The sequence below is a fragment of the Actinophytocola sp. genome (assembly GCF_035712165.1).
Taxonomy (GTDB): Bacteria; Actinomycetota; Actinomycetes; order Mycobacteriales; family Pseudonocardiaceae; genus DASYTH01.
In genome coordinates this window covers 1-21,941 of the sequence record NZ_DASTBH010000377.1, presented here as the reverse complement: position 1 = coordinate 21,941, position 21,941 = coordinate 1, and the positions used below count along the sequence as shown (strand labels likewise).

General features: G+C 70.5%; 17 protein-coding genes. 10 read left to right on the top strand and 7 right to left on the bottom strand.

Features of this window, described 5'->3' with window-relative positions:
* Positions 1–14: 14 nt before the first annotated feature.
* Entirely contained in the window at positions 15–1,529 is a 1,515-nt protein-coding gene (gene glpK, locus VFO68_RS20875) for a glycerol kinase GlpK (protein WP_325160026.1), read from the bottom strand.
* An 18-nt stretch (positions 1,530–1,547) separates the two neighbouring features.
* On the bottom strand, positions 1,548–2,345 hold the full coding sequence (locus VFO68_RS20870) for an MIP/aquaporin family protein (protein WP_325160025.1): 798 nt from the start codon (positions 2,343–2,345) through the stop codon (positions 1,548–1,550).
* Between the two features lie 189 nt (positions 2,346–2,534).
* Here VFO68_RS20870 and VFO68_RS20865 point away from each other — a divergent pair, with 189 nt between their 5' ends.
* From VFO68_RS20865 to VFO68_RS20825, 9 genes are all read left to right on the top strand, one after another.
* Positions 2,535–3,299 carry an IclR family transcriptional regulator gene (locus VFO68_RS20865; protein ID WP_325160024.1) on the top strand — a complete coding sequence of 255 codons (765 nt, stop codon included), beginning with the start codon at positions 2,535–2,537 and terminating at the stop codon, positions 3,297–3,299.
* Between the two features lie 6 nt (positions 3,300–3,305).
* Positions 3,306–4,838 carry a glycerol kinase GlpK gene (glpK, locus tag VFO68_RS20860; RefSeq protein ID WP_325160023.1) on the top strand — a complete coding sequence of 511 codons (1,533 nt, stop codon included), beginning with the start codon at positions 3,306–3,308 and terminating at the stop codon, positions 4,836–4,838.
* Between the two features lie 43 nt (positions 4,839–4,881).
* Positions 4,882–6,093: a hypothetical protein gene (locus VFO68_RS20855; RefSeq protein ID WP_325160022.1), complete on the top strand. Its 1,212-nt coding sequence runs from the start codon at positions 4,882–4,884 to the stop codon at positions 6,091–6,093.
* Positions 6,094–6,293: 200 nt separating this feature from the next.
* On the top strand, positions 6,294–9,956 hold the full coding sequence (locus VFO68_RS20850; RefSeq protein ID WP_325160021.1) for a nitrate reductase subunit alpha: 3,663 nt from the start codon (positions 6,294–6,296) through the stop codon (positions 9,954–9,956).
* A 130-nt stretch (positions 9,957–10,086) separates the two neighbouring features.
* Positions 10,087–11,619, top strand: coding sequence for a nitrate reductase subunit beta (gene narH, locus VFO68_RS20845; protein WP_325160020.1), 1,533 nt, complete (start codon positions 10,087–10,089; stop codon positions 11,617–11,619).
* The gene (gene narJ / locus VFO68_RS20840; RefSeq protein WP_325160019.1) at positions 11,616–12,221 is read left to right on the top strand and encodes a nitrate reductase molybdenum cofactor assembly chaperone; all 606 of its coding nucleotides are present in this window, start codon (positions 11,616–11,618) and stop codon (positions 12,219–12,221) included. The genes narH and narJ overlap by 4 nt, the downstream gene beginning before the upstream one ends.
* Entirely contained in the window at positions 12,218–12,874 is a 657-nt protein-coding gene (narI, locus tag VFO68_RS20835) for a respiratory nitrate reductase subunit gamma (RefSeq protein WP_325160018.1), read from the top strand. Before narJ ends, narI begins: the two co-directional genes overlap by 4 nt.
* Positions 12,875–12,877: 3 nt before the next feature.
* The gene (locus VFO68_RS20830; protein ID WP_325160017.1) at positions 12,878–14,233 is read left to right on the top strand and encodes an MFS transporter; all 1,356 of its coding nucleotides are present in this window, start codon (positions 12,878–12,880) and stop codon (positions 14,231–14,233) included.
* A gap of 52 nt (positions 14,234–14,285) precedes the next feature.
* Positions 14,286–14,690 (top strand): VOC family protein, encoded by a 405-nt coding sequence (locus tag VFO68_RS20825; RefSeq protein WP_325160016.1) that lies wholly within the window; start codon positions 14,286–14,288, stop codon positions 14,688–14,690.
* 4 nt (positions 14,691–14,694) lie between these two features.
* On the opposite strand, the gene VFO68_RS20820 is transcribed toward VFO68_RS20825, so the two are convergent.
* The gene (locus tag VFO68_RS20820) at positions 14,695–15,735 is read right to left on the bottom strand and encodes a LacI family DNA-binding transcriptional regulator (RefSeq protein ID WP_325160015.1); all 1,041 of its coding nucleotides are present in this window, start codon (positions 15,733–15,735) and stop codon (positions 14,695–14,697) included.
* 151 nt (positions 15,736–15,886) lie between these two features.
* Between VFO68_RS20820 and VFO68_RS20815 the strand changes: the two genes are divergently transcribed.
* Positions 15,887–18,316, top strand: a complete 2,430-nt coding sequence (locus VFO68_RS20815) for a glycosyl hydrolase 2 galactose-binding domain-containing protein (protein WP_325160014.1) — start codon at positions 15,887–15,889, stop codon at positions 18,314–18,316.
* Here the strand turns inward: VFO68_RS20815 and VFO68_RS20810 are convergent.
* The 4 genes from VFO68_RS20810 to VFO68_RS20795 form a co-directional block, all read right to left on the bottom strand.
* Complete coding sequence (locus VFO68_RS20810; RefSeq protein WP_325160013.1) at positions 18,291–19,238, bottom strand: ABC transporter ATP-binding protein; 948 nt, start codon at positions 19,236–19,238, stop codon at positions 18,291–18,293. The genes VFO68_RS20815 and VFO68_RS20810 overlap by 26 nt on opposite strands.
* A 2-nt stretch (positions 19,239–19,240) precedes the next feature.
* Positions 19,241–20,191, bottom strand: a complete 951-nt coding sequence (locus tag VFO68_RS20805) for an ABC transporter ATP-binding protein (RefSeq protein WP_325160012.1) — start codon at positions 20,189–20,191, stop codon at positions 19,241–19,243.
* A 5-nt stretch (positions 20,192–20,196) separates the two neighbouring features.
* Positions 20,197–21,129: an ABC transporter permease gene (locus tag VFO68_RS20800; RefSeq protein ID WP_325160011.1), complete on the bottom strand. Its 933-nt coding sequence runs from the start codon at positions 21,127–21,129 to the stop codon at positions 20,197–20,199.
* On the bottom strand, positions 21,126–21,941 hold an 816-nt coding region (locus tag VFO68_RS20795), incomplete at its 5' end, for an ABC transporter permease (RefSeq protein ID WP_325160010.1). The genes VFO68_RS20795 and VFO68_RS20800, both read right to left, overlap by 4 nt.

The following is a 21,941-nucleotide window of genomic DNA, read 5'->3' as shown; positions in this document are numbered from 1 at the left end:
ACGAGCCTCCCTGCTCAACTCACATCGGCGTCGACCCAGTCGAACGACTTGGTGACGGCCTTCTTCCAGTTCCGGTAGATCCGCTCCCGCTCCGCCTCGTCCAGCGCCGGCGTCCAGCGCTTGTCCTCCGCCCAGTTGGCCCGCAGGTCCTCCTGGTTGCTCCAGTAGTCCACGGCCAGGCCCGCCGCGTAGGCCGCGCCCAGTGCCGTGGTCTCGGCCACCTTCGGCCGCACCACGGGAACGTCGAGCAGGTCGGCCTGGAACTGCATGAGCAGTTCGTTGGCCACCATGCCGCCGTCGACCTTGAGCTCGGTGAGCGCCACCCCGGAGTCGGCGTTCATCGCGTCGAGCACCTCGCGGGTCTGGAACGCGGTCGCCTCCAGCACCGCGCGGGCCAGGTGTCCCTTGTTGACGAACCGGGTCAGCCCGACCAGCGCGCCGCGCGCGTCGGCCCGCCAGTACGGGGCGAACAGGCCGGAGAACGCCGGCACGAAGTACGCCCCGCCGTTGTCCTCGACACCGCGGGCCAGCGCCTCGATCTCGGCGGCGGACCCGATGATCCCGAGGTTGTCCCGCAGCCACTGCACCAGCGCGCCGGTGATCGCGATGGAGCCCTCCAGCGCGTAGACCGCCTGCTGGTCGCCGATCTTGTAGCAGACCGTCGTCAGCAGGCCGTTCTCGCTGGGCACCTGCTCGGTTCCGGTGTTGAGCAACATGAAGTTGCCGGTGCCGTAGGTGTTCTTGGCGGTCCCGGGGTCGAAGCAGACCTGGCCGAACGTGGCGGCCTGCTGGTCGCCGAGGATGCCGGCGATCGGCACGCCGCGCAGTGCGCCCGAGCCGCCGTCACCGTACTTCTCCGACGAGGACCGGATCTCCGGCAGCATCGACAGCGGAATGCCCATCTCCCCGGCGATGTCGGCGTCCCAGGACAGCGTGGTGAGGTCCATCAGCATGGTGCGGCTGGCATTGGTCACGTCCGTGACGTGCACGCCACCGTTGACCCCGCCGGTGAGGTTCCACAGCGTCCAGGTGTCGGTGTTGCCGAACAGCAGGTCGCCCGCCTCGGCCTTGGCCCGGGCGCCGTCGACGTTGTCCAGGATCCAGCGCACCTTCGGCCCGGAGAAGTAGGTCGCCAGCGGCAACCCCACCTTCGCCTTGTACCGCTCGGCGCCCCCGCCCAGCGCGCCGAGCTCCTCCACGATCGCCTGGGTCCGGGTGTCCTGCCAGACGATCGCGTTGTACACCGGCTCACCGGTCGTGCGGTCCCACACCACGGCGGTCTCGCGCTGGTTGGTGATCCCGACCGCGGCCAGGTCGCCGGCGGCGAGGTCGGCCTTGGCCATCGCCTCCGCCACCACGCCCCTGGTGTTGTCGGAGATCTCGACCGGGTCGTGCTCGACCCAGCCGGCCCTCGGGAAGATCTGCTCGTGTTCCTTCTGCCCCACCGACACGATCGATCCGGAGTGATCGAAGATGATCGCCCGGGTGCTCGTCGTGCCCTGATCGATGGCGAGTACGTACTGGCTCATGACCGTCCTTTCGAGGGTTTAGAACACAACCTGGGAGAGCAGCCCGGCCAGCACACCGCCGACGATCGGGCCGACCACCGGCACCCAGGCGTAGCTCCAGTCGGAGTCCTTGCGGCGCGCCGGGGTCGGGCGCTCCGGCGTGGCCGCGCCCGGCCCGCCGACGCCGACCGCCACGGATGCCTTGTGCTGCATGGGAAGGACCGCGTGCGCGATGCGCGGCCCGAGATCACGCGCCGGGTTGATGGCGTAGCCGGTCGGGCCGCCGAGCGAGGCGCCGATACCGACCACCAGCAGCGCCACCGCCAGCGGGCCGAGCTGGTGCGGGGTGTTGCCGAACGAGAGCACCACGAAGACCAGCACGAAGGTGCCGATCACCTCGGTGGCGAAGTTCCAGCCGTAGCTGCGGATCGCCGGCCCGGTGGAGAACACCGCGAGCTTCTTCCCGTCGTCCTCCTCTTCCTCGAAATGCTTGCGATAGGCCACGAAGCACAGACAGGCTCCGAGGAACGCACCGGCCATCTGACCGGCCAGGTACACCAGGGTCGACGCCGGGTCGACGCTGACGCCGGGCACGAACTCGTCGGCCCCGCTGGCGATGACGCCGAAGGTGACCGCCGGGTTGAGATGCGCGCCGGACTTGTACGCCACGAAAACACCGGCCATGACGCCGAGACCCCAGCCGAAGTTGATCAGCAGCCAGCCGCCGTCGAAACCCTTGGACTTGGTCAGCAACACGTTCGCCACGACACCGGCACCGAGCAGCAGCAGCGTGCCGGTACCGATCAACTCGCTGACGAACACCTCTGCGAGTGCCACTCGTCCTCCATTCGTCTTTGAACGGTGGCGTGACGGTACTTAGGGGTGCCCGTGGCTTCAACGGCTCGCGGTCGACAATGTCGAACCTGATCGCGGCCGAGGCCGGCCACTGCCCCGGGACGGGCAGCACGCGGATCTGGCGGCGTTCGACATTGCCGACAAGGCCATCGGTCAGATAGCTTGCCGGTCGTGCCTGGGCCGATCCAGTCGATCGAGCGGGCCGCGGCGATGCTGCGGCTGCTCGCACGCGGCTCGGGACACCACGGCCTGGCGGAGATCTCCGCCTCGCTCGGCCTGCCGAAGGGCACCGCGCACGGCATCCTGCGCACCCTGCAGCGGGTCGAGTTCGTCGAGCAGGACCAGACTACCGGCCGGTACCGCCTCGGCGCCGCACTGCTGCATCTGGGCACCAGCTACCTGGACGCCAACGAACTGCGCTCCCGGTCGATCAACTGGGCGGACACCCTGGCCGCGCGCAGCGGGCAGGAGGTACGGATCGGGATGCACCTGGACGGCGCGGTTCTGGTGGTGCACCACGTGTTCCGGCCGGACGACACCATGCAGACGCTCGGCATCGGCGCCATGCTCCCGCTGCATGCCACCGCCCTGGGCAAGGTGCTGCTCGCCTACGACGCGGACCTGTCGGCCACCACCCGCAGGCGCGAACTGACCTCGCTGACCCGCCGCACCATCGTCACCCCCGCCGCGCTGGAGCGGGTGCTGGTCCAGGTGCGGACCCGCGGCTGGGCCAGCGAGGCCGAGGAGTTCATGCCCGGCGAGGCCAGCATCGCCGCGCCGATCCGGGTTCCGGGTGGGCTGGTGGTGGGCGCGATCGGCATCTCCGGTGCGGTGGACCGGATCTGCGACTCCGCCAGCCGCCCCAAACCCGCCCTGGTCGAGGACGTGTCGTTCGCGGCCGACGCGGTGTCCCGCGCGCTGACTACCGGAAGCTGAGGTGGGGTGATGCAACGCTTCGTGATGGCGATCGACCAGGGCACCACCTCGACCCGGTGCATCCTGTTCGACCACAGTGCCCGGCTGGTGTCGGTGGCCCAGCGGGAACACCGGCAGTACTACCCGCGGCCCGGGTGGGTCGAGCAGGACGCGGTGGAGATCTGGCGCAACGTCGACCGGGTCGTGCCGCAGGCGTTGCGCGAGGCCGGAATCTCGGCCGACCAGGTGGTCGCGCTGGGCATCACCAACCAGCGCGAGACGGCCGTGCTGTGGGACCGGCACACCGGGATCCCGGTCGGCCGGGCGATCGTCTGGGAGGACATCCGGACCGAGGAGCTGATCGGCGAACTGCGCGCCCAACCCGGGCTCGAGGAGGTGCGGGAGCGGTGCGGCCTGCCGCTGGCGACCTACTTCTCGGCGCCCAAGCTGCGCTGGCTGCTGGACAACGTGCCGGGGCTGCGGGACCGGGCCGACCGCGGCGATGTGCTGTTCGGCACCATGGACACCTGGCTGATCTGGAACCTCACCGGCGGCGTCAACGGCGGGCTGCACGTGACCGACGTGACCAACGCGTCGCGGACCATGCTGATGAACCTGCGGACCCGGGAGTGGGACGCCGAACTGCTGTCCTTCTTCGACATTCCGCGGCGGATGCTGCCGGAGATCCGGCCGTCGACCGAGATCCACGGACGGACCAGCCGGGTGGTGCCGGGCATCCGGATCACCGCCGCGCTCGGCGACCAGCACGCGGCGCTGTTCGGCCAGACCTGCTTCTCCCGAGGGGAGACCAAGTGCACCTACGGCACCGGCAGCTTCCTGCTGATGAACACCGGGACCACGCTGGTGCGGTCCACCAACGGGCTGCTCACCACGATCGGCTACCAGCTCGGCGGTGAGCCGGCGACCTACGCGCTGGAGGGCTCGATCGCGGTCACCGGCTCGCTGGTGCAGTGGTTCCGGGACAACCTCGGCCTGATCCACAGCGCTCCCGAGATCGAGACCCTGGCGCGGACCGTGACCGACAACGGCGGCTGCTACATCGTGCCCGCGTTCTCCGGCCTGTTCGCCCCGCACTGGCACAGCGAGGCGCGCGGCATCATCGTCGGCCTCACCTCCTACATCACCAAGGGTCATCTGGCCCGCGCGGTGCTGGAGGCCACCGCCTGGCAGACCCGCGAGGTCGTCGATGCCATGAACGCCGACCTGGGCAGCCCCTCCCCCGTGCTGAAGGTGGACGGCGGCATGACCGCCGACCACCTGCTGATGCAGTTCATCGCCGACGTCCTCGACGTCCCGGTGATGCGGCCCATGGTCGCCGAGACGGTGTCCCTTGGCGCCGCCTACGCCGCCGGCCTCGCGGTCGGCTACTGGCCCGACCTGGAGGGCCTGCGCCGCAACTGGCACCTGGCCGCCCGCTGGACCCCGCAGATGGACCCCGACGAGCGCGAGTCCGAGTACGCCAACTGGAAACGCGCCGTGGAGCTCACCTTCGGCTGGGCCACACCCCGACAACGCCCCGCCACCACCCGCCGCCCGTAGCGTCCTTCGCCCGGGACGGGGGTTCGGGAGGTACCGTGACGGAATGGGATCGGGGATCGGACGGATCGTGACCGTCGCGACGGTGCTGGTGACCACGGCGGCATGTGCGGCCTCGGCGCAGTCCGGCGGGGCGGCGCCCCCGAGTTCCGAGGTCCCCTCGAGCCACGCGCACCACACGGCGGCCCCGCCACCGCCGCCCGCTCCGTTGCGGGACGGCGAAAGCTTCCACACGGTCGGGCTGGAGCGGGCCTACCAGCCGGTGCCGCCGGCCGCCGGGACCGACGAGTACCGCTGCTTCCTGGTCGACCCGAAGCTCACCGCGTCGTCGTTCATCATGGGCAGCCAGTTCCTGCCGCAGAACGCCGAGATCGTGCACCACTCGATCATGTACGCGGTCGCTCCGGCCAAGGTGGCGGACGCGAAGGCGGTGGACGCCAAGTCCGACGGCGACGGCTGGCAGTGCTTCGGCGGCGCGGGGCTGTCCGAAGGGTTCAGTGACTTCGGCGGCGGCGGGCGTTCCGGGGTCACCTACATCGGCGGCTGGGCGCCGGGCGGCAAGGAGGCGCTGCTCGGCGAGCTGGCCGGCTATCCACTCGAGGCAGGCAGCCAGATCGTGCTGCAGATGCACTACAACCTGCTGTCCACCAAGGGAAAGCCCGGGCCGACGGACCAGTCCACGGTGCGGCTGCGGCTGATGCCGGGCACGGCCACGGTCAAACCGTTGCGCGCACTGCGGATGCCGGTGCCGGTCGAGCTGCCGTGCACCTCGGCGGAGACGGGGCACCTGTGTGACCGGGAGAAGGCCCTCAAGGATCTGGTCCGGCGCACCGGAACGCAGGCCCGGGACATGGTCAACGGCCTGAACTTCCTGTGCAACAAGGGCGCCACGCCGGTTCCCGGCGACACCCAGCACTGCGACGTGCCGATCAACGCGCCCACGCTGGTGTACGCGGCCGCGCCGCACATGCACCTGCTCGGCCGGTCCATGACGATCGAGCTCAACCCGGGCACACCCGGCGCGCGGATGCTGTTGGACCAGCCCGCGTTCAACTTCGACGACCAGTCCGGCCAGGTGTTCCCGCAACCCGTGCGGCTCAACAAGGGCGACACCGTGCGGGTCACCTGCACGCACGACGCCTCGGTGCGGTCCCGCCTGCCACAGCTCAAAGAGCTTCAGCCGCGCTACGTCGTCTGGGGTGACGGCACCGCCGACGAAATGTGTCTGGCCACTCTCACCGCCACCAACCAGATCTGAAATATTCTCCCGCTGAAAGTTTTCGCACCAATACTTAGGTGCGAACTCCTAAGGGAACATATCCATTGACACAACACTGGATCCGGTCCAGTTTTGTTATCAGGATCGCCCGGGGCCCACCACATCAGACAAAGCCCGTGCGATGAGCACCCGGGAGTGGTATGTCTCTGCGCGGAAATCGCCATGCCGAAAATTCCGGAATGGATAATCCGATCTTCGACGCCCTGTTGCGGGCCGGCCGCTATCTGCGCCGGGATCCGGCGTCGGCGGATCTGCGGTCGGTGCACCGGTCCGGCGGACGGGAGTCCGACCGCGCGGTGCGGGACCGCTGGAACCACGATGCCGTGGTGCGTTCCACGCACGGCGTCAACTGCACCGGTTCGTGCTCCTGGAAGGTGTACGTCAAGGACGGACTGATCACCTGGGAGGAGCAGCAGACCGACTACCCGTCGACCGGGCCGGACCGCCCGGAGTACGAACCGCGCGGTTGCCCGCGTGGCGCCGCGTTCTCCTGGTACACCTACTCCCCCACCCGGGTCCGCTATCCCTACGTCCGGGGCGTGTTGCTGGCGGCATACCGCGCGGCGAAGGCCCGGGTCGGTGATCCGGTGCTGGCCTGGGAATGCGTGGTGGCCGACCCCGCCGTACGCCGCGGTTACCAGCGCGCCCGCGGCAAGGGCGGGTTCCTGCGGGTGAGTTGGGACGAGGCGGTGGAACTCGTCGCCGCGGCGCACGTGTCCACGATCCGGCGGCACGGCCCGGACCGGATCGCCGGTTTCTCGCCCATTCCGGCAATGTCGATGGTGTCCTACGCGGCGGGTTCCCGGTTCTTCTCGCTGATCGGCGCGTCGATGCTGTCGTTCTACGACTGGTACGCCGATCTGCCGGTGGCCTCGCCGCAGGTGTTCGGCGACCAGACCGATGTGCCGGAGTCCGGGGACTGGTGGGACGCCACGTATCTGATCGCCTGGGGCTCGAATATTCCGGTCACCCGCACCCCGGACGCGCACTGGACGGTGGAGGCGCGCTACCGCGGCCAGAAGGTGGTGGTAGTCGCGCCGGACTACTCGGACATGGTCAAGCTGGGCGACGAGTGGCTGCCGGCCCAGCCGGGCACCGACGGCGCGCTGGCCATGGCCATGGGCCACGTGGTCCTCCGCGAGTTCTTCGTCGAGCGCACGGTGCCGAGGTTCACCCGCTACGCCACCCAATTCACCGACCTGCCGTTCCTGGTGACGTTGCGCCGCAACGGTTCCGACACCGCCTACACGGCGGACAAGTTCCTCACCGCCGCGGACCTGCCGGACGCCCCGGACGACCCGGCGGCGACGTTCAAGACCGTGGTGCTGGACGCTCACACCGCGGAGCCGGTGGTGCCCAACGGGTCGGCGGGCTTCCGCTACGCCGAGGCCGGCGCCGGCCGGTGGAACCTGGAGCTCGGCGCGACGGAGCCGATGCTGACCCTGTACGGCGACGACGCCGAGACCGTGGCGGTGGAACTGCCCCGGTTCGACCGGCCGGACGCCGGCACGCTGCACCGGGGGGTGCCGGTCCGGCGGGTGGGCGAACACCTTGTGACGACGGTGTTCGACCTGGTGCTGGCGCAGTACGGGGTGAGCAGGCCCGGGCTGCCCGGCCGGTGGCCGGTGTCCTATCTGGACACCGAGGAGCCGTACACGCCCGGCTGGCAGGAACCGATCACCTCGGTCCGGGCCGACACGGCCGCCCGGATCGCCCGCGAGTTCGCCGCGAACGCCGAACGCTCCGGTGGCCGATCCATGATCGTGATGGGGTCGGGGTGCAACCACTGGTTCCACGCCGACACGATCTACCGTTCGTTCCTCGCCCTGCTGCTGCTCACCGGATGCCAGGGCGTCAACGGCGGCGGCTGGGCGCACTACGTCGGGCAGGAGAAGGTCCGGCCGCTGACCGGATGGGCGCAGCTCGCCTTCGGCCTGGACTGGTCCCGGCCGCCGCGCCAGATGGCCGCCACCCCGTTCTGGTACCTGGCCACCGGGCAGTGGCGCTACGACACCTTCGCCGCCGACACGTTCGCCTCGCCGCTGGGCCGCGACCGGTTCGCCGGCCGCACGGTCGCCGACCTGATCGCCCAGTCGGCCCGGTCGGGCTGGATGCCGTCCTACCCCACGTTCAACCGCAACCCGCTGGATCTGGCCGACGAGGCGGTCGCGGCGGCGCCGGACGACCCGGCTGGATACGTTGCCGGGGAGTTGGCGGCGGACCGGTTGGGGTTCGCCGCGGCGGACCCGGACGCGCCGGAGAACTGGCCGCGGCTGCTGACCGTGTGGCGGGCCAACCTGCTCGGCTCGTCGGGCAAGGGTCACGAGTACTTCCTGCGTCACCTGCTGGGCACGGACAACGCGGTGCGGGCCGAACCGGCGGGTCCGGAGCACCGGCCACGGGAGGTGACCTGGCGGGAGCCCGCTCCGGAGGGAAAGCTGGATCTGTTGCTGGCGTTGGACTTTCGGATGACCAGCACCACGATGTTCGCCGACGTCGTGCTGCCGGCGGCCACCTGGTACGAGAAGCACGACCTGTCCAGCACCGACCTGCACCCCTTCGTGCACGCCTTCAACCCGGCGATCGCACCGCCCTGGCAGACCCGCACCGACTTCGCCGCGTTCAGCGCGATCGGCGCCGCGTTCAGCAGGCTGGCCCGCGAACACCTCGGGGTGCGCCGGGACCTGGTGGCGGCGCCGCTGATGCACGACACCCCGGACGAGTTGGCCACCCCGCGCGGCATCGTGCGGGACTGGCGTGCCGGGGAGTGTCCGCCGGTTCCGGGTGTGAGCCTGCCGCGGCTGGTGGTCGTCGAGCGGGACTACCCGGCCGTCGCCGACCGGATGGCGGCGCTCGGGCCGCTGGCCGAACAGATCGGGGCCACCACCAAAGGCGTGCGCTACGACCTCACCGAGGAGGTCGAGTTTCTGGCCCGGCACAACGGTGTGACTCCGGCCGGCCGGCCGTCGCTGGCCCGCGACACCGACATGTGCGAGGCGATCCTGGCCCTGTCCGGCACCACCAACGGCGCCGTGGCCGCGTCCGGTTTCACCGAGCTTGCCGCCCGCACCGGAGTTCCGCTCGCCGACCTGGCCGCCGAGGTACGTGCCAGGCCCCGGATCACCTTCGCCGACACCCAGGCGGGGCCGGTGCAGGTGCACACCTCGCCGGAGTGGTCCGGGGACGAGACCAACGGCCGGCGCTACTCCCCGTTCACGCTCAACGTGGAGCGCGCCAAGCCGTGGCACACGCTCACCGGGCGCCAGCATTTCTTCCTCGACCACGACTGGATGATCGAGCTGGGCGAGCAGTTACCCGTCTTCCGACCGCCGTTGGACATGCGGCGGCTGTTCGGCGAGCCGGAGATCGGGACCCGGGACGGCCTCGGGGTGGCGGTGCGCTACCTGACGCCGCATTCGAAGTGGTCGATCCACTCGGAGTACCAGGACAACCTGCTGATGCTCACGCTCTCCCGCGGCGGTCCGACGGTCTGGATGAGCCCCGCCGACGCCGCGGCGATCGAGGTACGGGACAACGACTGGGTGGAGTCGGTCAACCGCAACGGCGTACTGGTGGCCAGGGCCATCGTGTCGCACCGGATCCCGGCCGGGACGGTGTTCGTCTACCACGCCCAGGACCGCCTGGTCGGCGTGCCCAGAAGCGAGACCACCGGCCGGCGCGGCGGCACCCACAACTCGGTCACCCGGATTCTGGTGAAGCCCAGCCATCTCATCGGCGGCTACGCCCAACTTTCCTTCGCCTTCAACTACCTCGGTCCCACCGGCAACCAACGCGACGAGGTCACCGTGATCCGCAGGCGCAGCCAGGAGGTGGAGTACTGATGGTTGAGGGAAATGCCCACCGACCAACGGAACCTCAGGGGAACGTGACGGCGGCCGACCACCATCAACCGGATCTGGCGAGATGTCGCTGCCAGCGCAACGGCCGCATAGAAAATCCGGGGAGGCGGCAATGAAAGTTATGGCGCAGATGGCGATGGTGATGAACCTGGACAAGTGCATCGGCTGCCATACCTGCTCGGTGACCTGCAAGCAGGCCTGGAGCAACCGGCCGGGCATGGAGTACGCGTGGTTCAACAACGTGGAGACGCGGCCGGGTCAGGGTTACCCGCGCACCTATGAGGACCAGGACCGGTGGCAGGGCGGGTGGAAGCTGACCCGGCGCGGCCGGCTCACGTTGCGGTCCGGCAGCCGGCTGCGCCGGCTGCTGACCCTGTTCGCCAACCCGCACCTGCCGGCGCTGCGCGACTACTACGAGCCGTGGACCTACGACTACCAGAACCTGATCACCGCGCCGGCCGGCGACGACTTGCCCACCGCCCGGCCGGTGTCGCTGACCACCGGCGGGCCCACGGACATCACCTGGAGCGCCAACTGGGACGACAGCCTCGGCGGCGGGCCGGAACTGGCCGTGCACGATCCGGTGCTGCGGTCGGTGTCCGAGCGGATCCGGCTGGAGTTCGAGCAGACGTTCATGCTCTACCTGCCGCGCATCTGCGAGCACTGCCTCAACCCGTCCTGTGTGGCCTCCTGCCCGTCCGGCGCGATGTACAAGCGCGCCGAGGACGGGATCGTGCTGGTGGACTCCGACCGCTGCCGCAGCTGGCGCATGTGCGTGACCGGCTGCCCGTACAAGAAAGTGTTCCTGAACCACCACACCGGCAAGGCGGAGAAGTGCACCTTCTGCTTCCCGCGGATCGAGCTGGGTATGCCGACGGTCTGCGCGCAGACCTGCGTCGGCCGGCTGCGCTACATCGGTGTCGTGCTCTACGACGCGGACCGGGTGCTCGCCGCGGCCTCGGAGCCGGACGAGAAGAAGCTGTACGAGGCGCAGAAACAGGTCCTGCTGGACCCGCACGACCCGGCCGTGGCCGCCGCGGCGGAACGCGCCGGCATTCCGGCCGACTGGATCGCCGCCGCCCGGCGTTCTCCGATATACCGGCTCATCTTCGACTACGGGCTGGCCCTGCCGCTGCATCCGGAGTACCGCACGCTGCCGATGGTCTGGTACATCCCGCCGCTGTCGCCGATCGTGGACGCGGTGCGGGACACCGGTTTCGACGGTGAGAACGCCGGAAACCTGTTCGCCGCCGTCGAAGCGCTGCGCATCCCGATCGGGTACCTGGCCGGGCTGTTCACCGCCGGCGACCCGGAGCCGGTGCGGCTGGTGCTGCGCCGGCTCGTGGCCATGCGGTCCTACCTCCGGGACATCAACCTCGGCGCCGAGCCGGACGAGACCATCCCGGCCGCGGTGGGCATGACCGGAACCGCCATGCGGGAGATGTACCGGCTGCTGGCCGTGGCGAAGGCGGAGGACCGCTATGTCATCCCGCACGCGCACGCCGAACCCACCGATGCACCGGGCGGTTGCTCGCTCGACGGTGATGGCGGCCCGGGCATGGGCGGCGCCGGCCCGGTCGAGTTGTTCACCTGGAACGGCAGCGACCGGCCCGCCGGCCTGTTCCCGGAACGGACCACGCCATGATCGCGGAGCGGGACCTGCGGCTGACGCATCTGATCGCCTCGGCCGTGCTCAGCTATCCGGACGAGGAACTGCTGGAAAGGCTGCCGGCGCTGCGCGCGGCGGCCGCGACCCTGCCGGCACCGCTCGGCGAGCCGCTCGGCGGCACACTGTCCTATCTGGACTCGGTGGCGCTGGCGACGGCGGAGGCGCACTACGTCGAGACGTTCGACCTGCGCCGTAGGTGCTGCCTGTACCTGAGCTACTACACGCATGGCGACACCCGGATGCGCGGGCTGGCGCTGCTGCGGTTCCGGCGTAGCTACCAGGCGGCCGGCCTGCGTGTCACGCCGGATGAGCTGCCCGACCACCTGGCCGTCGTGCTGGAGTTCTCGGCCGCCGGCCAGGTCGCGCCGGCCACCCGGCTGCTGATCGAGCACCGGCCGGGTCTGGAGCTGCTGTGGCGGGCGCTGGCGGAGTTGGGCTCTCCGTACTCCTACGCGGTGCGCGCCGTGCGGGCGAGCCTCCCGCCGCCCGGACCCGACGACCTGGCCGCCGCCGGCCGGCTGGCCGCGGAGGGCCCGCCGACCGAGCAGGTCGGCATCCCGGTGGGTGAGCGCTCATGACCAATCCGCTGTGGACGGTACTGCCCTACGTCTGCCTCACCGTCTTCGTGGTCGGGCACGTGTGGCGCTATCGCACCGACAAGTTCGGCTGGACCGCCAGATCCAGCCAACTGCACGAGCAGCGCCTGCTGCGGCTGGGCAGCCCGCTGTTCCACTTCGGTCTGCTGGCAACGGCACTCGGCCACGCCGGCGGGCTGCTGGTACCGGCCGGCCTGACCGAGGCGCTGGGCGTGTCGGACTCGGTGTACCACGCCGCCGCGTTCTGGCTGGGCGGGCTGGCCGGCATCGTCACGGTCACCGGCCTGGCGATCCTGGTCTACCGCCGGCTCACCGTGCGGGCGGTCACCCGCTCCGGACCGGTCGGCGACCTGGTGATGTACCCGCTGTTGGCCGCCGTTGTCCTGATGGGGCTGTGGATCACGCTGACCGGGAGCGGCCACGACTACCGGGCGACGGTCGCACCGTGGTTCCGGTCGATCTTCATGCTGCAACCCGACGTCGCCGCGGTCGACGCCGCTCCGTTCTGGTTCCAGGCGCACGCGGTCACCGCCTGGCTGCTCATCGCCTGCTGGCCGTTCACCCGCCTGGTGCACGTGTTCAGCCTCCCGTTGACCTACCTCACCCGTCCCTATGTCGTCTACCGCAGCAGGTGAAAGATGCGCGCGCCGATCTCCGACTGGAACCCTGAGGACATCCACTACTGGGAACACACCGGACGCCGGATCGCCCGGCGGAACCTGGTGTTCTCCATCTTCGCCGAGCACCTCGGGTTCTCGGTGTGGCTGATCTGGAGTGTGGTCGCGGTCAACCTGCCCAAGGCCGGCTTCCCGTTCAGTGCCGACCAGCTGTTCTGGCTCGTCGCGGTGCCCAACCTGGTCGGCGCGTTCCTGCGGCTGCCCTACACGGCGGCGGTGGCGCGGTTCGGCGGTCGCGACTGGACGGTGTTCTCCGCGGCGGTGCTGGTCATCCCGTTGCTGCTGCTGGCCTACTGCGTGACCACGCCCGGCACGCCGTACTGGATGTTCCTGGTCGCGGCCGCAACGGCGGGGTTCGGCGGCGGGAACTTCGCCTCCAGCATGGCCAACATCTCCTACTTCTACCCGGAGCGGCACAAGGGTTCGGCGCTGGGCGTCAACGCCGCGGGCGGCAACATCGGGGTGGCGGTGGTGCAGGTGGCGGTGCCGGTGGTGATCGGCGTGGCGCTGCTCGGCGACCCGCAGGCGCCGGGGCTGTACCTGCAGAACGCGGCGCTGCTCTATCTGGTCCCGGTGGTGCTGGCCGCGATCTGCGCCGCCCTGCTGATGGACGACCTGCCCGCGGTGCGGGCACGGATGGCGACCCAGCTCACCGCCTTGCGCAGCAAGCACACCTGGGTCATCTCGGTGCTCTACATCGGCACGTTCGGCTCGTTCATCGGCTACTCGGCGGCCTTCCCGCTGCTGATCAGCCTGCAGTTCACCGGTTCCGGCGCGAGCCCGGCCATCGCGTTCCTCGGTCCGCTGGTCGGTTCGCTGTCCCGGCCGGCAGGCGGTTGGCTGTCCGACCGGCTCGGCGGCGCCCGGGTGACCGCGGCGGTGTTCCTGCTGATGGGGCTGGGCGTGACCGGCGTGCTGGCCAGCCTCGGCACCGGGTCCTTCGCGCTGTTCCTCGCCGCGTTCCTGTTCCTGTTCGTGGTCAGCGGGGTCGGCAACGGGTCCACCTACCGGATGATCCCGGCCATCTTCCGGGCCGAGGCGACCCGCACGTCGGCGGGACCCCCGTCCGAGCCGGCGCTCGCCCTGGCCCGCACCCGCGCCGCCGCGGTGATCGGGCTGGCCTCCGCGGTCGGCGCGTTCGGCGGGTTCCTCATCCCACGCGGCCTGGGGATGTCGATCAGCCGCACCGGTTCGATCACCACCGCGTTGCTGGTCTTCCTGGCCGGGTACGGGATGTGCCTGGTGCTCACCTGGTGGTTCTACCTGCGCACGGTCCTGGTGTCCCGCTCCCCGAGCCTGGCCGCCGCCGGGGTGTGAGGATGTCCGATTCCTTCAAGACCGCGCGGCCCGGCCGGGATAGCTTGGGGCCATGGCTATCTCAGGAAATCCCAGGTTCGACATGCTCGGGCTGGTGGTCGAGGACATGGCGGCGTCGCTGGCGTTCTACCGGCTGCTGGGGCTGGACATCCCGGCCTCGGCCGACACCGAGCCGCACGTGGAGGTGACCCTGCCCGGCGGGTTGCGGCTGGGCTGGGACACGGTCGCCACGGTGCGCTCGTTCGACCCCGAATGGCAGCCGCCGACCGGGGGACAGCGGATCGGGCTGGCCTTCCGGGTGGACACGCCGGCCGACGTGGACCAGGCGTTCGAGGAGCTGCTCGGCGCCGGGCACAAGGGCCACAAGGCGCCGTGGGACGCGTTCTGGGGGCAGCGCTATGCCGTGGTCGTGGACCCGGACGGCAACCCCGTCGACCTGTTCAGCCCGAATAGTTAACCGTTTAAGCCAGCGGCGGAGCCGTGCTGCCCCGAGGGGTGAGCCGGGGGTGGGCGACCTCGACACCACGGCGCTTCGCGCGCCGGGCCTCGCCGCCCACCGCCTCGGCGATCACCTCGAGCAGCAGTGCGGCGGCCCGGGCGCCGTAGGCCGGGATATCCCTGGTCAGCGCGGTCAGCGGGGGGCGGACCACCTGGCAGAGCGGGGAGTCGTCCCAGGCCACGATGGACAGGTCGCGCGGCACGACCAGGCCCATCTCGTGCGCGACGGACAGGCCCGCCACGGCCATGATGTCGTTGTCGTAGAGGATCGCGGTCGGCCGGGACGCCCCGCACAGCATCGTGCGGGTGGCCCGGGCGCCCTCGTCGCCGGTGTAGTCGGTCGAGATCACCTCGGAGGTGTCCACCCCGAACGTGCCCCCGGCGGCGCGGAAGGCGGTGTCCCGGTGCCGGGTGTGCAGCAGTTCGGGCAGGCCGGCGACCCGTCCGATCCGCCGGTGGCCGAGCGCGGCCAGGTAGCCGACGGTCTCGGTGACGGTGACCGCCTCGTCCGCCCAGACGTGCGGCAGCGTGCCGACCCCGGTCGGCCCGCCGACGATCACCGCCGGCAGAGCCAGCTCCTGCAGCAGACCCACCCGGGGATCGTCGGCCCGCAGGTCGACCACGATCGCCCCGTCGATGCGGCGCTCCCCCCACCAGCGCCGGTAGAGCGACAACTCGGTCTCCGCGTCGCCGACCACCTGCAGCATCAGCGCCGAGCCGGCCTCGGAGAGCACGCCCTCCATTCCGCTGACCAGCTCCATGAAGAACGGCTCGATGCCGAGGATGCGCGCGGGCCGGCGGATGGCCAGGCCGATCGCGTTGGCCGCCGCGCCGGACAGGGCGCGGGCCGCGCTGTTGGGCCGCCAGCCGATCTCCTCGGCGATCGCCAGGATCCGCTGCCGGGTGAGCGGCGAGACACCGGGCCGGTCGTTGAGCGCGTAGGACACCGCGCCCTTGGACACCCCCGCCCGGCGGGCGATGTCGGCGATCGTCGGCCGCCTCATGTGTCACCTCCCTGCACCGGCAGCGTAAGGGTAGGGCCGCGGCTCCGGCCCGTGCGCTGAACCGTGTTTGTCAACGTTGACACCCGTGCCGGTGAACTCTAGCGTTGACCTGAACTTTTCCGGTTAAGTAAACGGTCGAGGGAGCGCCGGGGTGAGCAGCTACCGCCCGCTGCGGGACGGCTGGACCGTGACCCGGGCCGACCCACCGGACTCCCCCGCGCTGCCCGCCGTCGTACCGGGTTGCGTGCACACCGACCTCCTCGCCGCAGGGATCATCCCCGACCCGTACCTCGACGCGAACGAGGACACGCTGGGGTGGATCGGCCGGACCGACTGGATCTACCGGACCGGCTTCGACTGGGCGCCCGGTGGCGCGGAGCGCACCGACCTGGTCTGCGCCGGGCTGGACACCGTCGCCACGCTCACGGTCAACGGCGCCGAACTCGGCCGCACCGCGAACATGCACCGCTCCTACCGGTTCGACCTGCGGCCGCACCTGCGTCCCGGCGCCAACGAACTGTCGATCCGGTTCGACTCCGCGCACCGCTACGCCGAGGCGCTGCGGGACACGCTCGGCGACCGGCCGGGCGCCTACCCCGAACCGTTCAACTTCATCCGCAAGATGGCCTGCAACTTCGGCTGGGACTGGGGACCCCGGCTGGTGACCGCCGGCATCTGGCGACCCATCGGACTGCACGCCTGGGGCACCGCGCGGCTGGATCAGGTCCGGCCGCTGGCGACCGTGGCAGGTGACGACGGGCGCGTCGTGCTCCATATCGGACTGGAGCGCGCCGGCGACGCGCCCGTGACCGTCGCCGCCACGGTCGCCGGCGAAACCGTCCGCACGACCGTACCGCCCGGCGAGCACACCGCGACCCTGCAACTGCGCATACCCGGGGTACGGCGCTGGTGGCCGCGCGGGCACGGTTCGCAGCCCCGCTACGACGCCGAGGTGGTGCTCGCCGACGCGGCCGGCAGACCGCTCGACCGCTGGCGCCGCCGGATCGGGTTCCGGTCGGTCCGGCTGGACACCACGCCGGACGCCGACGGCACCCCGTTCACGATCGTGGTCAACGACCGGCCGGTGTCGGTGCGCGGGTTCAACTGGATTCCGGACGACTGCTTCCCGCACCGCGTCGACCGCGCCCGCTACGCCACCCGGCTGCGCCAGGCCGCCGCCGCCGGGGCGAACTGCCTGCGGGTGTGGGGCGGCGGCCGGTACGAGAGCGAGGACTTCTACGACCTGGCCGACGAGCTGGGAATCCTGGTACAGCAGGACTTCCTGTTCGCCTGCGCGGCCTACCCGGAGGAGGAGCCGATCGCCGGGGAGGTGGCGGCCGAGGCGCGCGAGCAGGTCGTGGCCCTGGCCCATCACCCGAGCCTGGTGCTGTGGACCGGGAACAACGAGAACATCTGGGGCCACGCGGACTGGGACTGGGCGCCCCGGCTCGACGGCCGGACCTGGGGCGCCGGGTACTACTTCGAGGTGCTGCCGCGCATCGTGGCCGAGCTCGACCCGACCCGGCCGTACTGGCCGGGCAGCCCCTACTCGGGCCGGGCGGACCTGCACCCCAACGACCCGGCGCACGGCAGCACGCACATCTGGGACGTCTGGAACACCCACGACTACACGCACTACGCGAGCTACCGGCCGCGGTTCGTCGCCGAGTTCGGTTTTCAGGGCCCGCCCGCCTACGCCACCCTGGCCCGGGCGGTGCGGCCGCCGTTCGAGCCCGGCTCGGCGGCCCTGCGCCAGCGGCAGAAAGCCGAGGACGGCACCGGAAAGCTGCGCCGTGGCCTTGCCGGCCATCTGCCGGAGCCGGCCGGGTTCGACGACTGGCACTGGGCCACCCAGCTCAACCAGGCCCGGGCCGTCCAGTTCGGCGTCGAGCACCTGCGCGCGCTGCACCCGCTGTGCACCGGCGCGATCGTCTGGCAGCTCAACGACTGCTGGCCGGTGATCTCCTGGGCGGCGGTGGACGGCGACGGCCGGCGCAAACCGCTGTGGTACGCGGTGCGGCGCGCCTTCGCCGAGCGGCTGCTCACCGTGCAGGCGGCACCGGACGGGCTGGACCTGGTGGCGGTCAACGACACCGGCGCGGACTGGTCCGGCCTGCTCGCCGTCACCCGGGTCACCTTCGCCGGCGACCCGAAGGCGTCGGTGACGCTGGAGTTCGCGGTGGCGCCCCGGGCGGCGGTCCGGCTGCGCCTGCCGGACGAGGTCGGGCGGCCGGACGACCCGGCCACCGAGCTGCTCACGGTGTCCGGCGGCGGCGCCACCCGGCATCACTTCTTCGCCGAGGACGTCGCCCTGGCGCTGCCCGATCCCCGCTACGACACCAGGATCACCACCACCGGCACCGGGCTGGAGCTCACCGTCACGGCGGGCACGCTGCTGCGCGACCTCGCGCTGTTCCCGGACCGGCTCGACCCTTCGTCCACAGTGGACGACATGATGGTCACGTTGCTGCCCGGGGACTCCGCCACGTTCCGGGTGGACACCACCGAGCCGCTCGACCCCACCGCGCTCACCGCACCGCCGGTGCTGCGCTGCGTCAACGATCTGCGTGCCCGGCCGTGACGCCGTCCGGGCACGGCTGGTCCGCGCCGGCGGCCAGGCAGGCGACCTGGTGCTCCGGCGCCACCTCCACCAGGGCGGCCGCTGATCCGTTCGCATGCACCGGACACCGGCCGGGCGGCTCGGTCAGCTCGGCGGCGACCTGACCCCACTTCTTGTGCAGCCGGGGAACCGAGGACAGGAGTCTTCTGGTGTAGGGGTGTACCGGGTTGCCGAACACCGCACCGGTCGCGCCGCACTCGACCACGTCGCCGCGCCGCAGGATCAGCGTCCGGTCGCTGATGTAGTTGCCCAGCGCCAGGTCGTGCGTGATGAACACGATCGCGAGGCCGCGCTCCTTGAGGTCGCCGAGCAGGTTCAGCACATCGATCCGGGTCGACGCGTCGAGCATGCTGATGATCTCGTCGGCCACCAGCACGCGGATGTCGAGCAGCAGCGCCCGGGCGATCAGCATGCGCTGCAGCTGCCCGCCGGAAAGTTGGTGCGGGTACTTGTCCAGCACCGCCTCCGGGGTCAGCCGGACCGCAGCGAGCGCCTCGGTGACCCGGGTCCGCCAGGCCGCCCCGGACAGGCCGGGAAAGTACCCGGCCCTGATCATGGCGAACACCCGGTCCGCCTTGAACACCGGGTTGTAGGAGGAGAACGGGTCCTGGAACACGCCCTGGACCTCGCGGTAGTAGTTCTTCAAAGCCCGGCCGCGCAGCGCGGCGATGTCCTTGCCGGCGAAGGTGATCGTGCCGGTGCTGGCCGGGGTGAGCCGCAGGATCATCCGCCCGAGGGTGGTCTTGCCGCTACCGCTCTCCCCGATCACCGAGACCACCTCGCCTGGCCCCAGCGCGAAGCTGACCTCCCGGACGGCGTTCACCCGGGTGTTGCCCAGCACGCCGACCCGGTACACCTTGCCGATCCCGTTGATTTCCAGCATGGTCAGGACGCCTTCCAGCAGGCGGCGAAATGGCCCGGCTCGATCTCGACGAACGGCGGTTCCTCGGCGCACTTGCCGAACGCCAGCGGGCAGCGCGCGGCGAACCGGCAGCCGGCCGGCGGGTTGCGCAACGACGGTGGGCTACCCGGGATCCCGGCCAGCCGCTTGCCCTCGTAGCGCACCCCGACCTCGGGCAGCGCCGAGAGCAGCGCCTGCGTGTAGGGATGCCGGGGGGTGTTGACCAGCACCTCGGTCGGCGCCTTCTCGGCAAGCTTGCCGGCGTACATCACCATGATCGTGTCCGCGATCTGGTACACCAGCGAGATGTCGTGCGTGATCACTATCAGGCTGTCGACGAAACCCCGGTCCCGGAAGCCGACCAGCGCCTCGGCGACCGCCCGCTGGGTGGACACGTCCAACGCCGAGGTGATCTCGTCGGCGATCAGCAGCGACGGGTCGAGCAGCGTGGCGAGCACCATGACGGTGCGCTGCCGCATCCCGCCGGACAGCTCGATCGGGTACCGGGTAAGCACTTCCGGGTCCAGCCCGACCAGCTCCAGCCGGCGGTTCAGCTCGGACCGCACGTCGTCGAACGGGATCCCGCGGGACCGCAACAGCTCCTCGATCATCCGGCCGATCCGCCGGGTCGGGTTGAGCGCGCTCATCGCGTACTGCGGGATCAGCGAGACCTCCTTGAACCGGAACTCCCGCATGTCCTCGTCGTCGGCGATGGGCAGTTCCTTGTGGTCGAGGTCGACCCGGCCGGCGACGTGCCGCATCCGGCTGTCCATCCGGATCAGGCTCTTGCCCAGGGTGGACTTGCCGCTGCCGGACTCCCCGGCCAGCCCCATGATCTCGCCGTCCTCCACGCCGAACGTGACGTCGTCGACGGCCCGCACGTCACCGCGCAGCGTCCGGTAGTAGACCTTGAGTCCGGTGACCTGTAGGCCCATCGGCCTCACGTCTCCCTCAGCTTGGGGTTGAACACCTCGTCCAGGCCGACGTTCATGATGTAGAGCGCGCCGACGATGGCGGTGATGCCCAGTCCCGGCGGGACGAACCACCACCACATGCCCAGTTGCAGCGCGCTCCATTTGACCGCGTTGTTGAGCATCAGGCCCAGCGAGATCCCGTCGGTGGGCCCGAGCCCGATGAAGTCCAGCGTGGCCGCGAACAGCACCGCGCCGCCGAACAGCAGGATGAACACCATGAACAGGTAGGAGGCCATGTTCGGCGCGATCTCCCGGAACACGATGCGCCGCACCGGTGCGCCGGACAGCCGGGCCAGATCGACGAACTCCCTGGACCGCAACGACATGGTCTGCGCCCGGACCGCGCGGGCCACCCACGGCCAGGAGAACAGCCCGATGATCAGCGCCTGGATCGCGACGTTGCGCACCTCCAGGTAGGCCGCGATCACCAGCAGGACGGCCAGCACCGGCAGCACCAGCACGATGTTGGTGAGCATGTTCAGCGCCTCGTCCACCAGGCCGCCCCGGTAGCCGGCGGTGAACCCGACCGCCATGCCGATGACGGCCGCGAGCAGACCGGCGCAGGTCCCGACGAAGAACGTGGCGCGCAGCCCGTGCACGAACTGGTTGAACACGTCCTGCCCGAACGTGGTGGTGCCCAACCAGTACTGCGCGGACGGCGGCTGGGCCGGCGGGCCGACGTACTCCAGCGGGTTCGGCCCGGTGAACAGCGGGCCGAGCAGACCGAGCAGGACGAACACCAGCACCACGGCGAGCCCGCCGATCAGCTTTCCGTTGCGCCTGGCGTAGTGCAGCACCTCGGTCCGCATCACCCGGGCCGCGGCCGGCGCCGGTCCGGGCACCCCGGTGCCGAGCAGTTCGGCGGGATCCTCCGGTGGTTCGGCCGGCTGACCGGTCACGGTTTCCCTCCGCTCACGCCGATCCTGGTCCGGGGATCGATCAGGACGTAGACGATGTCGACGATGAAGTTGGCGATCAGCACCCCGATCACGATGAACAGGAACACGCCCTGCAGCAGGAAGAAGTCCCCGCTCTCGATCGCCTTGAGGATCAGGTAGCCCAGGCCGGGATAGGAGAAGACGATCTCGGTGACCACCGCGCCGCCCACGATCACACCCAACTGCAGGGCCAGACCGGTGATCTGGGGCAGCCGGGCGTTGCGGAAGGCGTAGCCACGCACCAGCTTGCTCGGCGCGCCGAGGGAGAGCAGGTAGTGGGCGTAGTCCGACTCGAGCTCATAGATGATCAGGTTGCGCATGCCGATCGCCCAGCCGCCGAACGCCACCAGGAACAGCGACAGGAACGGCAGGAACCAGTGCGCCAGCAGGCTGCCGAGGAACTCGAGTGACCAGGACGGGGCGAGCAGGAAGCTGTACCCGCCGGAGACCGGGAAGACTCCGGCGACCACACCGAGGCCCCAGGCCAGCAGGATGGCCAGCCACATGTACGGCGTGGCGGTCAACACGTACCAGACCGGCAGCACGGCGTTGTCCATGATCCGCCGCCGGGCGGCGTAGGCGCCGAACTTGTTGCCGGCGTAGTAGCTGAGCAGGATCGCCGGGATCAGCAGGCCGAGCGTGTAGGGCACGGCGTCGAGGATCACGGTGAGCACCGGCTGCGGGAACAGCCACAGGCTCAGCCCGAGGTCACCGCGGAACAACCCGGACCAGAACGACAGGTACTGCTCCACGATCGGGACGTCGAAACCGAA

Coding starts and splice junctions, on each gene's coding strand:
- glpK (WP_325160026.1), bottom strand. CDS start 1,529: ATGAGCCAGTACGTACTCGCCATCGATCAGGGCACGACGAGCACCCGG.
- VFO68_RS20855 (WP_325160022.1), top strand. CDS start 4,882: ATGGGATCGGGGATCGGACGGATCGTGACCGTCGCGACGGTGCTGGTG.
- VFO68_RS20850 (WP_325160021.1), top strand. CDS start 6,294: ATGGATAATCCGATCTTCGACGCCCTGTTGCGGGCCGGCCGCTATCTG.
- narH (WP_325160020.1), top strand. CDS start 10,087: ATGAAAGTTATGGCGCAGATGGCGATGGTGATGAACCTGGACAAGTGC.
- narJ (WP_325160019.1), top strand. CDS start 11,616: ATGATCGCGGAGCGGGACCTGCGGCTGACGCATCTGATCGCCTCGGCC.
- narI (WP_325160018.1), top strand. CDS start 12,218: ATGACCAATCCGCTGTGGACGGTACTGCCCTACGTCTGCCTCACCGTC.
- VFO68_RS20830 (WP_325160017.1), top strand. CDS start 12,878: ATGCGCGCGCCGATCTCCGACTGGAACCCTGAGGACATCCACTACTGG.
- VFO68_RS20825 (WP_325160016.1), top strand. CDS start 14,286: ATGGCTATCTCAGGAAATCCCAGGTTCGACATGCTCGGGCTGGTGGTC.
- VFO68_RS20820 (WP_325160015.1), bottom strand. CDS start 15,735: ATGAGGCGGCCGACGATCGCCGACATCGCCCGCCGGGCGGGGGTGTCC.
- VFO68_RS20810 (WP_325160013.1), bottom strand. CDS start 19,238: ATGCTGGAAATCAACGGGATCGGCAAGGTGTACCGGGTCGGCGTGCTG.
- VFO68_RS20805 (WP_325160012.1), bottom strand. CDS start 20,191: ATGGGCCTACAGGTCACCGGACTCAAGGTCTACTACCGGACGCTGCGC.